At 64.3% G+C, this 15267-nt stretch carries 15 protein-coding genes; 3 read left to right on the forward strand and 12 right to left on the reverse strand.

All coding sequences use genetic code 11. The features are described 5' to 3' along the window. Positions 1 to 16: 16 nt before the first annotated feature. Entirely contained in the window at positions 17 to 1195 is a 1179-nt protein-coding gene (lptG, locus tag ASE30_RS25360; RefSeq protein ID WP_057287020.1) for an LPS export ABC transporter permease LptG, read from the forward strand. Then, positions 1192 to 2025, forward strand: a complete 834-nt coding sequence (locus ASE30_RS25365) for a symmetrical bis(5'-nucleosyl)-tetraphosphatase (protein WP_057287021.1) — start codon at positions 1192 to 1194, stop codon at positions 2023 to 2025. Before lptG ends, ASE30_RS25365 begins: the two co-directional genes overlap by 4 nt. Here ASE30_RS25365 and ASE30_RS25370 read toward each other — a convergent pair. From ASE30_RS25370 to ASE30_RS25425, 12 genes are all read right to left on the reverse strand, one after another. Continuing rightward, entirely contained in the window at positions 1988 to 3004 is a 1017-nt protein-coding gene (locus tag ASE30_RS25370) for a Rieske 2Fe-2S domain-containing protein (protein WP_057287022.1), read from the reverse strand. The genes ASE30_RS25365 and ASE30_RS25370 overlap by 38 nt on opposite strands. An 18-nt stretch (positions 3005 to 3022) precedes the next feature. Then, positions 3023 to 4120, reverse strand: coding sequence for a hypothetical protein (locus ASE30_RS25375; protein ID WP_057287023.1), 1098 nt, complete (start codon positions 4118 to 4120; stop codon positions 3023 to 3025). Positions 4121 to 4160: 40 nt separating this feature from the next. Next, entirely contained in the window at positions 4161 to 5165 is a 1005-nt protein-coding gene (locus tag ASE30_RS25380) for a terpene synthase family protein (protein ID WP_057287024.1), read from the reverse strand. A gap of 55 nt (positions 5166 to 5220) precedes the next feature. Next, entirely contained in the window at positions 5221 to 6192 is a 972-nt protein-coding gene (locus tag ASE30_RS25385; protein WP_057287025.1) for a cyclopropane-fatty-acyl-phospholipid synthase family protein, read from the reverse strand. Then, positions 6192 to 8168 (reverse strand): 1-deoxy-D-xylulose-5-phosphate synthase, encoded by a 1977-nt coding sequence (gene dxs, locus ASE30_RS25390; protein WP_082601724.1) that lies wholly within the window; start codon positions 8166 to 8168, stop codon positions 6192 to 6194. The genes ASE30_RS25385 and dxs overlap by 1 nt, the downstream gene beginning before the upstream one ends. Positions 8169 to 8173: 5 nt before the next feature. Then, the gene (gene idi, locus ASE30_RS25395) at positions 8174 to 8725 is read right to left on the reverse strand and encodes an isopentenyl-diphosphate Delta-isomerase (RefSeq protein ID WP_057287026.1); all 552 of its coding nucleotides are present in this window, start codon (positions 8723 to 8725) and stop codon (positions 8174 to 8176) included. Positions 8726 to 9053: 328 nt separating this feature from the next. After that, positions 9054 to 9779: an amino acid ABC transporter ATP-binding protein gene (locus tag ASE30_RS25400; protein ID WP_057287027.1), complete on the reverse strand. Its 726-nt coding sequence runs from the start codon at positions 9777 to 9779 to the stop codon at positions 9054 to 9056. Next, positions 9776 to 10492, reverse strand: a complete 717-nt coding sequence (locus tag ASE30_RS25405) for an amino acid ABC transporter permease (RefSeq protein WP_057287028.1) — start codon at positions 10490 to 10492, stop codon at positions 9776 to 9778. Before ASE30_RS25405 ends, ASE30_RS25400 begins: the two co-directional genes overlap by 4 nt. A 2-nt stretch (positions 10493 to 10494) precedes the next feature. After that, a complete protein-coding gene (locus ASE30_RS25410) occupies positions 10495 to 11196 on the reverse strand; it encodes an amino acid ABC transporter permease (protein ID WP_057287029.1) in 702 nt (233 codons plus the stop codon). Between the two features lie 28 nt (positions 11197 to 11224). Next, positions 11225 to 12052, reverse strand: a complete 828-nt coding sequence (locus tag ASE30_RS25415) for an ABC transporter substrate-binding protein (RefSeq protein WP_057287030.1) — start codon at positions 12050 to 12052, stop codon at positions 11225 to 11227. Between the two features lie 47 nt (positions 12053 to 12099). Next, a complete protein-coding gene (locus tag ASE30_RS25420; RefSeq protein ID WP_057287031.1) occupies positions 12100 to 13317 on the reverse strand; it encodes an aminotransferase class I/II-fold pyridoxal phosphate-dependent enzyme in 1218 nt (405 codons plus the stop codon). After that, positions 13314 to 13988 (reverse strand): RraA family protein, encoded by a 675-nt coding sequence (locus ASE30_RS25425; protein WP_057287032.1) that lies wholly within the window; start codon positions 13986 to 13988, stop codon positions 13314 to 13316. The genes ASE30_RS25420 and ASE30_RS25425 overlap by 4 nt, the downstream gene beginning before the upstream one ends. A gap of 214 nt (positions 13989 to 14202) precedes the next feature. Between ASE30_RS25425 and ASE30_RS25430 the strand changes: the two genes are divergently transcribed. Beyond that, on the forward strand, positions 14203 to 15090 hold the full coding sequence (locus tag ASE30_RS25430; protein ID WP_057287033.1) for a LysR family transcriptional regulator: 888 nt from the start codon (positions 14203 to 14205) through the stop codon (positions 15088 to 15090). Positions 15091 to 15267 lie beyond the last annotated feature (177 nt).

Consider the following 15267-nt stretch of genomic DNA (forward strand, 5'->3'; position numbering starts at 1 on the left):
TCCCTTTATCATTTACATGCGTACCGCACGTCGTTACCTTGCCCGCGAGATCTATCGCTCTTGCGCAGTGGTCCTTTTGGCCCTGCTGGGGCTTTTCACGTTCTTCGCATTGGTGGACGACCTGGACAACGTGGGCGACAAGTTCTCCATGATGGCCCTGCTCTACATGCAGGCGCTGGCGATCCCCACCCGTCTCTACGACCTTTTGCCCATCGGGCTGCTGATCGGCGCCATCCTGGCGCTGGCCGGACTGGCCCAGCGCAACGAACTCGTCATCCTGCGGGTGTCCGGCGTCAGCGGCATGCGCCTGTTGCGGATGCTGTGGGTGGTCACGATCCCCCTGATGATCGGTGCGGGCCTGTTGTCCGAATATGTCACGCCGTGGGCCGAGATAAAAACCGGCGAGGCCAACCTGATGTTCCGCGGCAAAGCCGGCGGCGATCGTCTGAAGAGCGGCTACTGGTTCAAGGAACCCACCGCCAATGGCGGCACGCGCATCATCAACATCGCCGAACTGAAGGGCGACGGCCAGGTGGCCGGCGTGATGCTCTACGAATTCCAGAAAGACCTGACGCTTTCCGCGCTGTCGACCGCCCCGTTCGGCCTGTTCGCCCATGGCGACCTGGTGCTCAAGGACGTGTCCGAGACGCGGCTGGACGCCGAGGCCTCCGAAGCGCTGGCCAACGCGCGCCCGCCGAAGAACCCGCCCGCCACCGTGGTGAAGCTGCCCGAGCGCACCGTGGACACCACGCTGAGCGCCGAACGCCTGCTGGCGCGCGTGCTGACCCCGGAGCGCATGTCGATCGTCACGCTGCTGGACTATGTGGACTATTTGCGCAACAACCAGCTCCAATATGGTCGACAGGTTGTGGCCTTGTGGCGCAAACTGGCTTACCCATTCACCCTGCTGGTCATGATTACGATCGCCGCTCCCATCGGACTGATGCAGACCCGCCGCGGCGGCGTCGGCGCCAAGGTTTTCGTGGGCATCCTGCTGGGCGTGGGCTTCTTCATGTTGAACCAGCTTGCCCTAAACGTGGGCATGCTGGGCAAGTGGCCGCCCTGGCTGACCGCTCTGGGCCCGAATCTGGGCGCCATGGCCCTGGCGCTGGGCGCCATGAGCTACATGGAATACCGCCACACCATCACCCGTATCCTCCAGCAACGTTGGCCTTGGAGCAAAAGTCCCGCATGAACGGCAGTATCTGGATGATCGGCGATGTGCAGGGTTGCTGCTCACCGCTGGATCGCTTGCTGTCCCACCCCGAACTGGTCGGCGACCCCCAATCGCGCTTCTGGTTTGCCGGGGATCTGGTCAATCGCGGCCCGCAGTCGCTCGAAACCCTGCGGCGCGTGATCGACCTGGGCGACCGCGCGACCGTGGTGCTGGGCAACCATGACCTGCATCTTCTGGCCGCGGCCGCCGGCGTGCGCAAGCCGTCCAAATCCGACACGCTCGAGGACATCCTCCGCGCGCCGGACGCGGCCGACCTGCTGAATTGGCTGCGGTTCCGTCCCCTGGCGCATTTCGAGCAAGGCCACCTGCTGGTCCATGCCGGCACGCTGGCCAAGTGGGACGTCGCCAAGACGCTGGCCCTGGCCGGCGAAGTGCAGGACGCGCTACGCGGCCCCAATTGGCAGAAGGCGCTGCAAAAGATGTACGGCAACGAGCCGGCCACGTGGAAGGAAGACCACAAGGGCGGCAAGCGGATGCGGGTCATCATCAACGCGCTCACGCGGATCCGGCTGTGCACGCCCAACGGCCACATGGAATTCGCCACCAAGGTGACGCCGGGCGCCTGGCCGTCCGGGCTGGTCCCGTGGTTCGACGTCCCCAACCGCGCAACCCGCGACGTCACGACGGTTTTCGGTCACTGGTCGACGCTGGGGCTGCTGCAGCGCCCGGACGTGATCTGCCTGGACACCGGTTGCGTGTGGGGAGGGTCGCTGACGGCGCTGCGCCTGCAGGATCGGAAGCTGGTGCAGGTCAAGTGCTCGCAGTTCCAGGATCCGATGTCGGAGTGAAAGCGGTGGACCCGGTGCGGTAGAACTGCCGGGACCAGCGCCGGAACTCCACGATCGACTTGTCCTGGGCGGTCAGCTTGGGACGAACCAGATACCGCCTGTGATTCCACACGGCAACATCCGGTTTGATCTGGCTTACCGTCCAGCGGTGCGCGAGGTGAATGCTCATGGCATGGAGCATCCTGCGCAGCGGCCCCGGAAGCTTCATGAAGCGATTGACCCGCAAGGCATCCGTGACCCGGAAGGTCCAGGCGCCGGCGTGCATGGGCGTCGCGGCGACCATGAATCTTGTCGTGACACCGAACGGGATGAGTTCGCTTTCCGCCAGAATGCAGCCCAGTCCGTGGCAGGCCAGCCGCAGGCTCACCGGCAGCCCCCAGGAAGTGGCCGAAATCTCCACCTTCATGAGATGCTGGTCGAATCCAATATCCTTGATGACGCAGTTGTCCCATTTATGGATGAACTTGAAGTGCGTGACGTCGGCGAAATTCTCAACGGCGTCCTGCACATGGCCCGACACATCGAAACGGCACGTGAGCGACGGCGAGAAGCCCTCCAGGTCCTGCTCAGGCATTTCCCAATGAGGCGGCTCTCCTGAAAAGCTCCACCATACGAAGATGCAACCGTTCTGCTCCCGCATCTCCAGCAAGCGAAGCCCCGCGTCGGGAGGCGCGGTATCGAAGCCGGTCCGCACGCACCGGCCGTCCGGCGCGAACGCAAACCGGTGATACGGACAAACGATTTCTTCCCCTTCGACCTTGCCTCCGTGCCCCAAATGCGCGCCCAGGTGGGGACAGAATGGTTCGATCGCCCGCGCGATGCCCGCTTTCGTCCGATAAAGAACCACGTCCTCTCCCATGAAAGGGACGTTCAATACGGCCGAGGGTTTGAGGTCTTCGCTGCGGCACAGGACAAACCAGCCGTCGGGATACGGCGGCGGCGGGGACAGCACATGAACGGGCAGCGGGTTATCGGTCATTTTTAATGTTCGTGAGCGTTAGGCTGATGGGCCGTTGCCGTCGCGTCCGGATGCGCGCAACGGATCGTATCGCCACCACCAACTGATCGTTCCCAGGGCGGCGGCGCGAGCCATCGCAGCGCGGGCCGGAAGGCTGTCCCGGACGCCGCCGGCGGCGATGAGCGGCGCCCCAGGGTCAGGCGCCGCGTAGCGTTCCGAGCTGCGGCACCAGTCCACCGATGCGCGCACCAGATAGCCCAGACTGCGCAAATACTGCTGCGCGCCCGGGATGTCGCGGGACGAGAGGCTGACGTGGCCGTAGAGGCGCACGAACAATTCCATGATCTCGTGATACATCGCGGCCGCGGCATCCAGGGCGGCCGGGGCCGTACATGCGAACTGGTGCTGAACCACGCAGACGAGGTTATGCCCGCCTATTTCGCGGCGTAGCTCTTTCTCATAGGAGACGATGTCCGAGGCCCAGGTGCAGAGCGTCGCCGCCATTTCGGTCAACGCGCGCACCGGACGGCTCTGCAGCCAGTGCAGCGGCGGATCGTAGCCCTCGGCAATGGCCGCAAGCACCGGGAATGCGAGCGCGCCTCCGCTGTAAAGCCTGAGGACCGCGTAGTCCTCCAGCGAGGGCGTCCGATGCGCGGCCACGTTGCCCGCCTTCCAGACTTCCGCGAAGAACCAACCCCGCATGGTCTCGAGCCACTGATGCAGTTGCACAGTGGTTGCGTGCTCTTCCAATCGCAGGCGGATTTCACGCATCGCGCAGGCGTACCGGTCGTCGGCGAACACCGCGGCTTCCGGCGTATCGATGGCGCGCAGCATGCGCGCAAGAACCTGGGCAAGCTCTCCCGGCTGGGTGCTGAGCGGGCCTTCATCGCAATACTCGTCGTCGAACGACACGTTCCAGATAAAGAAATCCGAAACGATCTGCAGCGTTTGTCTGCTGGCGTGCGGAACGATGCGCGCCGCGAGCTTGCCGCAGCCGGTGCGTTCGAGCCGCAGGCGCTCTTCCTCGTTCGGGCACAGCCGCAACCCTCTCATCCAGGCGATGGACTGGATATCCGCTTCCTGCGCATCCGGGTGGATGGCGCTGGGGAAGGGGCAGTTGATTTCAGGCAGCTTCATGGGTTGGCTAGAGCGCTCGAGAAAGTCCGGCCTGCGCCGGCTACAGGGGGTCCACCGGAGCCAGGATGCTGTCGGACGTGATCCGGCGAGAACGGCGCCCATCCCAGACATAGCCCCTGCCGTTATAGCGGGGCGTTTCCAGATGCCATTGGACGTTTCCCGCCACCAGGGACCGATAAGCGTCGAAGCACTGCCTGGCGCGGGTGCCGTCGGGATGCCGCGCATACCGTTCGGACAGGGTGGAAGTCAGGGCCTCCAGTTCGCGGTTCAACTCGTGCAGACGCCCATACACGCGGTCGATGGCGTCCTGCAGGCTGAAGCCGTGGAAGCGGCGCAGCGCGGCGACCGTATTGATGCTGTCGTCGTGGAAGTACTCTTTGCGGTACGAATACAGATCGTTGACCAGCTCGATGTGCGTGATGCCGGCTTCCACGGCGCGCAATGCGTCGGGGTCCTGGGTGATGTCGGAAAGATCCGCGTCCAGGACATACTCGACGGCGATGAAATAGGGTCTCAGGCCCACCGAGGTCTGGCGCAGATGCAAGACGGTTTCCACGTCCGGCACATTACCGCCGCGGCGCAGCCGATTCTCCGTTGCCACCGCATCCAGCCAGTCTCGCCATGCGGACCGGATGCGCCGGTAGAGCGCCTCGGTGGGAGCGTTTTTCCTGAAGGTGGACCAGACATCGGCAAAGGCCAGGCTGTGCGGATCGCTGGCCTGGCCCTCGGCGATCTGGTCAAAGAGCGCCATCTTCAATTGGGCGAGATCGTCGCAATCGATGATCATCGTCGTCAGGCAGGCGTGGTTGCAGACCCGTTCCGGCACGCCGTCCGGAAACACCAGCGAGTCGTACATCGCGTCCATCTGCGCGATGCCGCGCTGAAGCGTTCCGGGGTGCAGCGGCGGCACGAATTGGTAAACCCAGGCGGCGTGCCGCTCTCGAATGGTTGGGTAGTACGTATTGATCCGCGGAGGAACACCGCATGGCACTTCGGGCAACTCATAGTCCGCGACGAGTTCCCGGCCTTGCTTGGCTGCGTCCATGATGCCGACTCCTTCAAGTTGGTTCCGGGAAAGCGCCCGGCGCGGCGGCGCGCCGTCAGTCCCCGGGTTTGCGGGCGATGACGCTGTATGTGGAAACCTTGTTCTTGATCAGCGCCACGGACCAGTTTTCGGCAAGCACCCGCAGCTCTTCGAGCGTGCCGCGCGCCCCATTCGGAAAGTGCTTCTCGATGTTGGCCTTCGAATCCATGAGCCAGTGCGCCACGTCGATATTGGAGGGAAGCACGCGCATGTCATGGATGTCGAATCCAGTTTGTTCCAGGACCTGCCGAAAATACGCAGGCGTCTTGCGGTGCTTGCACGCAATCCTGTCGACATCGTCCTGCGTATCGGACTGGTAGCTGTCCAGGTCGATGTTGTAGAGGTTGTCCGAGATCACCACCTTGCCGCCTGGCCGGAGCCGCGCGTGGAGCGCCTTCATGGCACGCTCGTAGAGCGTGTCGGGAAAGTGGGATATCACCCCGCGGATGATGACCAGGTCGTATGGCTTATCCGGCTCGGGGAGCAGGTCCACATCCTGAGCATTGCAGAGATAAAGGTTGATGCGCCAGCCCAGGTCCAGGCGCTCGTACAGCCTGGCGCAGTGCTCCAGTTGCCTGACACTGACATTGACGCCGTCGAGCCGCTGGCATTCCGGAAAGCGGCCCGCAAGATGCCTCAGGATGTGGCCCCAGCCGCACCCGATGTCGAGGATGCGCTTGACGGGCTTGCGGTCCGGCTCGTCAAACCCCGCCAGCCTGAGCTGACGCTCGAAATAGCGTATGCCCGACTCGTCCAGCGACACCGGCTGCGGCGAAAGCGGATCGTCGTATACGCCAAACTGGAACAGCAGATAATCCCCTATCGCCTTGCGCCAGTCCTCGGGATCTTCGCTGTAGGTCTGGACGACCTTGGGTTCATAATCGCAAGGATTCGGACCCCGGATGACCGTATACGGAGCGGCTTGCGGCATGGCCGCGTTGGCGGGCTTGATGAAAGCCTGATCAGGGACTTGGGCGTGTCTTTCCATCACAGTTCTCCGAGTTGCGCAGCGCCAGCGGCCAGGCCGCGGTGATTTACGTCGCCAGCAGGCGGGGCCGATGCCGGACGAGGCCCCGCCGCCTTGGCCGCGCGCCGAAGGCGCGCGACAAAACGCAGCACGGAGCATTCGATCCCATCGGCGTCCAGGCCCGATGCCGTGAGCAGCTTGGCGGGATCTCCGTGCTCGATGAACTGATCGGAAAATCCAAGCTGCAGCACAGGCGGGGTCATCTGCTGCATCGCCAGCGATTCCAGGCAAGCGGTTCCCGCGCCGCCCGCGATACAGCCTTCCTCGACGGTCACCAGCACGTCGTGCATCGAGGCAAGACGGCGAATGAGGTCGTGGTCCAGCGGCTTGACGAACCGCATGTTCACTACCGTCGCATCCAGCCTTTCTCCCACGATCAAAGCGGGCGCCAGCATCGGGCCAAATGCGAGGATGGCGATCCGCGCGCCCGCGTGGGCGGTGAGCGCCCGCCGCTTGACCTGGGCCTTCCCGATCCGGATGCGCCTGGGCATCGGATCCGTCGCCGCGCCCGGGCCATGGCCCCGCGGATAGCGGACCGCGGCCGGGCCATCGTGCAGCAAGGCGGTGTGAAGCATGCGCCGGCATTCGTTCTCGTCCGAAGGCGCCATCACGACCAGATGGGGAACGCATCGCAGGTAAGCGATATCGAAGGCGCCCGAATGGGTCGCGCCGTCCGCGCCGACGACGCCGGCCCGATCGATGGCAAGCACCACCGGCAGCCGCTGAATCGCGATATCGTGAATCAACTGGTCATAGGCCCGCTGAAGAAAGGTCGAGTAGATCGCGACGACCGGCCGCAGGCCCTGGGTCGCAAGGCCCGCGGCGAAGGTCAGGGCGTGCTGCTCCGCGATGCCGACATCGAAATAGCGGTCGGGAAACCGGCGCTCGAAATCGTTCAGCCCGGAGCCCTCGCGCATCGCGGGCGTGATCGCGACGACCCGCTTGTCGCTCTCGGCCGCTTCGCAGAGCCACTGACAGAAGACCTGTGCGTAAGTGCGCGGCGCGGGCTTGGATTGCGCGACGATGCCGACGGTCGGATTGAACTTGCCCGGTCCGTGATAAAGAACGGGATCCGCTTCGGCCGGCGCGTAGCCCTGGCCTTTGCGCGTGATGACGTGAAGCAGCTGCGGGCCATCACCCGATTTCACTGACTCAAGCGCGTCAAGCAAGGCGTCCAGGTCATGCCCGTCGACAGGGCCGCGATAGCTGAAACCCAGGTCTTCGAAGAATCCCGCCTTGCCGGGATGGCCACCCAGGCAAAGGCTTTCACCACGCGCGGCAAGGCCGCCCGCGCTCGCGGCGATCTCGCGCGCCAGAAGATTCCGGGCCTCGGCGAACAGCCGATGCGGCGCGGCCAACTGCAGCAGCAGCTTGCGCAGCGCCCCGACGGGCGGCGATATCGACATATCGTTGTCGTTCAGGACGACGATCGTGCGCAACTTGTCGCATGCGCCTGCGTTGTTGAGCGCTTCGAACGCGATCCCGGCGCTCATTGCGCCATCGCCGACGATGGCCACGCAATGCCGGTCTTCGCCCTTCAGGCGGGAGGCCTGGGCCATGCCGAGCATGGCGGAGATCGCGGTGCTGGAATGCGCCGTGCCGAAGGTATCGTGCTCCGATTCCTCTCTTCGGGGGAAGCCCGAGATCCCGCCCATCTGCCGCAGCGTACGCATCGCATCGCGCCGGCCAGTGAGGATCTTGTGCGGATAGCATTGATGCCCCACGTCCCAGACGAGCAGATCGCGCGGCGTCTCGAAGACATAGTGAAGCGCGATGGTCAGTTCCACCACCCCGAGATTGGACGCAAGATGCCCGCCGGTGGAAGACACGCTTTCCAGTACGAATGCCCGGAGTTCCGCGGCAAGATCGCGCAGATCCTTCCGAGCCAAGGTCCGCAACATATGGGGTGACTCGAGCGTGCAAAGCTGGGATTTCATGGAAGTCAGCTCTGCGGTTGCTGCTGTGCAAGCGCCGCCCAGTGGCCCAGCCCCACCGGCGAGATATGCTCAAGGATGCGTTTGAACCAGATCGTGAAGTCATCGGGGCGATCCGCCATCCAGGCGAGCACCTCGGCCGGCTCGCTCCATCGCCAGTCCACTGCCTCTTGCGGGTCTGGATTCGGGTCCCCGTCAAAGCGGCCCAGATAGACATGATCGTATTCATGCTCGATCAGGCCGCCGGACAGACTCGCGTGATAGATCAGGGCGAGCACCTTGCGCAGCCCGCAATCGAATCCCATTTCCTCTTGCAGCCGTCGATGCGCGGCGGCGTCGGTGTCTTCGCCGGGCCGTGGATGGCCACAGCAGCTATTGCTCCACAGACCCGCCGAGTGGTACTTGTCCAATGCCCTGCGCTGCAGAAGGAGCTTTCCCAGCCGATCGAAGATCAGGATGGAAAATGCGCGATGCAGCGCGCCGCTTTGATGGACATGAAGTTTGGTTCCCGACCCGATCGGGCGGTCCTCGCGGTCAACGAGGATCAGCATTTCCTGCATGACGGGCCCTCCTTCCAAAGATTGGAACTGGCCTATCGGCGTGCTTTTTCCCGGGTCTGGATTCTGCTGGTATTGATACATCGCGGGACGCGGCCACGAAGCTGATTGGTCGCAACACGTCGTCGGAATGTCCTGGAAATCATCCTCTCCAGGCAACTGCAGCATAGAACTCGTGCAACGGTAAATCTGTCGCCTTCCGGTGTCAATGCCGCTTCTGTAAAGGCGCAATACCGGCGCATGAGGTAAGCGTTCACTTGCATCAACGGGGCTGCGCGCTGGCCGCAGCGCGTGTCACGCAGGCCGAAACGGCCCCGCAGTCGCGGTGACCTCAGTGTCGAATCTCAGCCAGGAATTTCTGCGCCCGCGCCGTTCCCGGCCGGTTGAAGAAATCCTCCGGCGTTCCGGTCTCCACGATCCGACCCGCGTCCATGAACCACACCCGGTCCGCCACTTCCCGCGCAAAGCCCATTTCGTGCGTCACGCACACCATGGTCATCCCGTCCTTCGCCAGTCCCTTCATCACCTGAAGCACCTCGCCCACCATCTCCGGATCCAGCGCACTGGTCGGCTCGTCGAACAACATCACCGGCGGATTCATGGCGAGGGCCCGCGCGATGGCTACGCGTTGCTGCTGGCCGCCCGAAAGCTGCGCCGGGTAGGCGTCCGCCTTGTGCGCCAGGCCCACCCGCTCCACCAACTGCATCGCGCGGTCGCGGGCCTCGGGGCGCTTGGCGCGTTTGAGTTGCAGCGGCGCCAACATCAGGTTTTCCATCACGGACAGATGCGGGAACAGGTTGAACTGCTGGAACACGAAACCGATGTGGCTGCGTAGCGTATCCAGGTGGATCTGGCCGCCGTAGATATCCTTGCCATCGACTTCGATGACTCCTTTCTGGATGGGCTCCAGCCGGTTGACGGTCCTGATCAGCGTGGACTTGCCCGAGCCCGACGGGCCGCACACCACGACGACCTCGCCCTGCTTGACCCGCTCGGTCACGTCGGCCAGCGCCTGATAGTCGCCATACCACTTCTGCACTTCGGAAAATCGAATCATGTCGGCACCACTTTGGGGGTAGGCGCGAGGCCGGCGCGCCGGCGGCCGATGCGGCGTTCGGTCAGATGCACCAGGGAACTCAGGCCAAAATTCAGGACGAAATAGGTCAGCGCAAGCAGCCCGAACACCTCGAACGGCTTGGTCAGCAATACGCTGTTGATCTGGTTGGCGGCATAGGTCAGTTCCTGCACGCTGATCACGTAGGCCAACGACGTTTCCTTCACAGTGGACACGAACTGGCTCAGCATGCTGGGCAGCATGTTGTAGAGCGCCTGCGGAAGGATCACGCGCCGCATGGTCTGCATGTATGACAGACCCAGCGCCCGGCTGGCCTCCTGCTGGCCCGGCGGAAGCGCCTGAATGCCGGCGCGAATGATCTCGGCCAGATAGGCGCTTTCGTAGCAGACCAGCGCCACCACCATCGTGGTGGTGCCGGCCACCGGACGGCCGATGAGCAGCGGCACGAAAAAGTACGCCCAGAAAATGAACATGAGCAGCGGCAGGCCCCGCACCAGATAGACCACCGCCGAAGAAGGCCAGTAGAGGATGCGGTAGGGGCTGATGCGGCCCAGCGCCAGCAGCACGCCGCAAGGCAACGCCAGCGCCAGGCTGACGGCGGCCAGCCCCAAGGTGGCCGCGAGCCCGCCGACCGGGCCGTGCGGATACTGCCCGATCAGCAGCAGGAGCCAGTTGTCTTTGAGTATGTCCCACATGATCAGCGAACTCCCAGGGGACGGTAACGCCGTTGCAGGATCGCGCCGCCGCCCATGATCAGAAACGACAGCACCAGATAGATGACCGTCACGACCGCATAGGCTTCGAAGGTGCGGAACGTGTTGTTCTCGATCTCGCGGCCGGCGGCGGTCAGTTCGGTCACGCCGATGGCCATTGCCAGGCTGGTGTTCTTCAACAGCAGCAGTGTCTGGTTGAGCAGCGGCGGGATCGCGATGCGGAAGGCTTGCGGCAGGATGACCTTGCGCATCGTCTTCAGAAAACTCAGGCCCAGCGCGCGCGCCGCCTCCACCTGCCCGGGTGGAATGCCGCGCACGGCGCTGCGCAGGTCTTCGCAGATGTAGGCCGACATCACCAGCGCGATCGCGATGCAGGACAGAATGAATTCGCTGCCGTGGCCGTTTAGCCAGTCGGTGACGGCCTGCGGCAGCAGCGCGGGCACGCCGAAGTACCAGAACAGGATGTGCACCAGCATGGGCACGTTGCGGTGAAACGCGACGTAGGTCGCGATCAGCCCGTTGGCGACGGGCGAGCCGGTCAGGCGGATCACCGCCAGCAGGCTGCCCACGAAGAACGCCAGAATCCAGGCAATCCCGGCCAGCGCCAGGGTGGTGATGAACCCCCTGAGCAGCCAAGCCGGATACTCGCCCTGGAAAATGGCGCTGAAGTCAAAGACGTAATGCATCGAACCAGGCTCCAGCGCGCGCGGCGCATCAACCCTTGATGGCTTCGATGCGGAAGTCGCGCTTGATGTTGAACTGGGTGCCCGCGCCGAACCACTTGTCGAAGGTCTTGGCGGCCTGGCCGGATGCTTCCATGCCATCCAGCACCTTGTTCACCTGGTTCAGCATGGCGGCATCGCCTTTGCGCACGCCGACGCCCCAGGGCTCGACGAACAAAGCGGGCTCCAGGATCTTGACCGGCACCGCGCTCGCGGCGGCCTGGTTTTGCAGCTTGACCAGCATCAGCTCGGAACCCACGAAGCCGCTGACCTTGCCCTGCTGCAATGCCAGGAACGCGCCGCTGGGGTCCTTGAAGGTCACGGGTTCGACGTTGGGGATGTTCTTGCGCGCGCCCTGCTCCGACGACGACCCGCGCACCGCGCTGACGCGCTTGCCGGCCAGGTCGGCCGGCGCCTTCAGGTCTTTTTCGGAATCGCGCGCCAGCACTTTCTGCAGGCTCACGAAATGCTGGTGCGAGTAGTCGATCTGTTGGGCGCGCTCGGGGCTCCAGCCCAGATTGGCGGCCACGACGTCCACACGGCCCGCGATCAGCTCGGGGATACGGGCTTCGACGGCGATCAGCTTCAATTCGAGCGGCACGCCCAGGCTGTCGGCCAGCGCCTGGCACACGTCGACCTCATAGCCGACGATGCCGCGGGTCTTCGGATCCTGGAAGCTGAACGGCTCGGCGGTGCCCATGGTGCCGCAGATGAACTTGCCGCGCGCCTTGATGTCCTGAAGCGTATCGGCGTGGGCGGCGGGCGCCAGCGTGGTGGCCAGGCCGATGGCGGCGGCGAAGGATGAGATGAAGGTCTTCATGAAATTCCCCTGAAATATAGGTATGGGTACTGCAGGAATGCGTGCGTTCAAACCAGGCTTGCGCAGGCCTCGCGGATGCGGCGGCAGCCTTCTTCGATGTTGTCGATCGATGTCGCGAAGCTGAGGCGCAGATAGGGAGACAGGCCGTAGGCCGCTCCGTCCAGGCCGGCCACGCCCGCCTCGTCGAGCAGGAACATCACCACGTCCAGATCGCTTTCCAGCCTGCGGCCGGCCGGCGTGCGCTTGCCCAGCAGGCCCTCAACCGACGGATAGACATAGAACGCGCCTTGCGGACGCGGGCAGCGTATGCCGGGAACCTCGTTCAGCAGCGCCACGATGCGGTCGCGCCGCGTATGAAACAGGGCGGCGGCATCGCGCACGCATTGCTGGTCGGCGGTCAGCGCCGTGCGCGATGCCGACTGGCTGATCGCGCTGACGCAACTGGTGCTTTGCGAGATCAGCGTGGCCATGGCCTTGATCAGCGCCTTCGGGCCGCCCGCGTATCCCAGGCGCCAACCCGTCATGGCGTAGGCCTTGGACACCCCGTTGATCGTCAGCGTGCGCGCGGCGAGCGCGGGCGCGGCGGCGGCGGGCGACACATGGGGCGCATCGCCATACGCCAGGTGTTCGTAGATCTCGTCGGTCATGAGCCAGACGTGCGGATGGCGCGCCAGGACCTCGCCGAGCGCGCGCAGTTCCGCCGCGTCATACATTGCGCCGGTAGGGTTGCTGGGCGTGTTCAGCAGTACCCACTTCGTGCGGGGCGTGATGGCGCGTTCCAGTGCCTGGGGCGTCAGCTTGAACCCGTCGGATTCCGGGCAGACCACCACCACCGGCACGCCGTCGTTGACCAGCACCATGTCCGGGTAGGACACCCAATACGGCGCGGGAATGATGACCTCGTCGCCCGCCTGCACGGTGGCGGCCAGCGCCGTGAAGATCAATTGCTTGGCGCCCACGCCGACGATCAGCTCGTCCAGCCCGTAGTCCAGCCCATTTTCGCGCTGGAACTTGGCGCGCACCGCTTCCAGCAAGGGTTTGGAGCCGGTGGACGCGGTGTAGCGGATATCGCCGCTGTTCAGCGTGTCGATTCCCGCCTGGACGATGTGCGCGGGCGTGGGCAGGTCCGGCTCACCGACCGTGAAGTCGATGATGTCGCGGCCCTGAGCGCGGAGCTGGTCGACCCGGCTCTTTGCCATCATGCTGGGCGACGGCTTGATGACGCGCGCCCGTTCGGCCAGGAAGTCGCTTGCGGCGCCGCTCATGCCAGCCCCTTGGCGGCAAACGCGGCCTGCATCCAGCTCTGGTTTTTTTCGCCGCCAGCGATTTCGGCCATGATGCGCGCTTCCTTGTCGGCATGCGCGCGCGCGGCGATGATCAGCGCTTCGGCTTCGGACGGCGCGAAGCTGACCAGCCCGTCTTCATCGCCCACGACGATGTCGCCGGGGTTGATGACCTGTCCGCCGATGGACACCGGCACATTGACCTCGCCGGGGCCGTCCTTGTAGGGGCCGCGGTGGATGTGGCCGCGCGCGTAGCAGGGGAAGCTGTCGGCTTCGAACGCCGCCACGTCGCGGATCGCGCCGTCGACGATGACGCCGGCGCAGCCGTGGATCTGCAGGTAGCGCTTCATGATCTCGCCGAGCACCGCGTTGGAGAGGTCGCCGCCGGCGTCCACCACCAGCACGTGGCCGGGCTGGATCTGCATCATGGCCTTGTAGATCAGCAGGTTGTCGCCCGGCCGCGTCTTGACGGTCAGCGCGGTGCCCACCAGCTTGCCGGCGCCGTTGTAGCGGCGCAGGCCGGCGATGCCTTCGCGGCGGGCGAGGTTGTCGCTGAGGTGCGGAGTGACGATGCCGGCGAGCGCTTCGAGAATGGAAGCGGGAGCGACGGGGGAAGCCGGCAATATGCGGGCGCCGGTGGAGATGGTAGCCATGACGATCTGCGTATCCTGATTCGGATGCCGCCGGTTTCAGGGAGTTCGAGCCCTTGCGCCGGACGGCCGGGAAGTAAGTCAGATCGAATGGTGCGAGCTTTTCCGTTTCCGAAAAAGGGATTAAATTTCCACGAACTTTATCCCTTTTTGGAATATAAGGGTTAGCCCTTAATGGAAATTTCGGAATGAACTTCGCGTTGCCGGGTAGTCGCCCATGCTGACTTTCAAACAGATCGAAGCCCTGTACTGGACCGTCCGGCTGGGCACGTTTTCGGCGTCGGCGCAGAAGCTGCATACGACGCAATCGGCGATCACCAAGCGCATCCAGGAGCTGGAGGCCGACTTCGACATCGCGCTGTTCGATCGCTCGGGCCATCGCGCCGAACTGACGGCGCGGGGCCACGAGGTCTATGCCCTGGCCGAGGAAATGCTGGGCCACCGCGACCGCTTGCTGGTGCGGCTGAAGGGCCAGCACACGCTCACCGGCACCTTCCGCTTCGGCATCACGGAGATCACGGCGATGACGTGGCTGCCCGCCTTGATCCGGCTGCTGCGCGCGCACTACCCGCGCATCACGCTGGAGCCGCACATCGACCTGGGCGCCGACCTGCTCAAGCGCCTGCAGGCGGGGCAGCTCGACATGGCTTTCCTGCACGGAGAATTCGCCGAACCGAATCTGCAAGTGGTGGCGTTGCAAAGACTGGAGTTCGCGTGGATGGGCAGCTCCGACCTGATCGACGCGAGCCGCATCTATACGCCCGCCGATATCGCGCGGTTGCCGCTGCTGCGGCAGAGCCGGGAGTCCGGGCTGAACATGATCTACGACGGCTGGCTGCGCCCCCACACGCCGGCCAGCAATATTTTCACGATCAACAGCCTGATCGCCATGGCGGGCCTGACGGCGGCCGGCTTCGGCGTGAGCTGCCTGCCGCGCGATTACTTCGCGGACATGGTGAGCGCAAAACAACTGGTGATCGCCCGCACCAGCACCGCGCCGCCGCAATCGGTCTATAGCGCAATGTTCCGCCGGGATGCGGATGTGGCGTTTTGCGAGAGTGTTGCGGGGTTGGCGGAGAGTTGTTGTGATTTTTCGGGGGGGTGATGGGGGGGGTGTTTTTTTGGGGTTCGTGTTGAGTTCTTGAGACGCCTGGCGTGGCGGGGGCCTGGGGGGGGCGGGGCTGCGATTGTGTGGTGGTCAAGTTTTAGTGGACACCTGCATAGGTAGTTTTGGCGCTTGGCTGCGTTCATACGCAGCCGGTGCCCGATAGCCCAGCTTGGA

The organism is Achromobacter sp. Root83 (assembly GCF_001428845.1).
GTDB lineage: Bacteria > Pseudomonadota > Gammaproteobacteria > Burkholderiales > Burkholderiaceae_B > Achromobacter.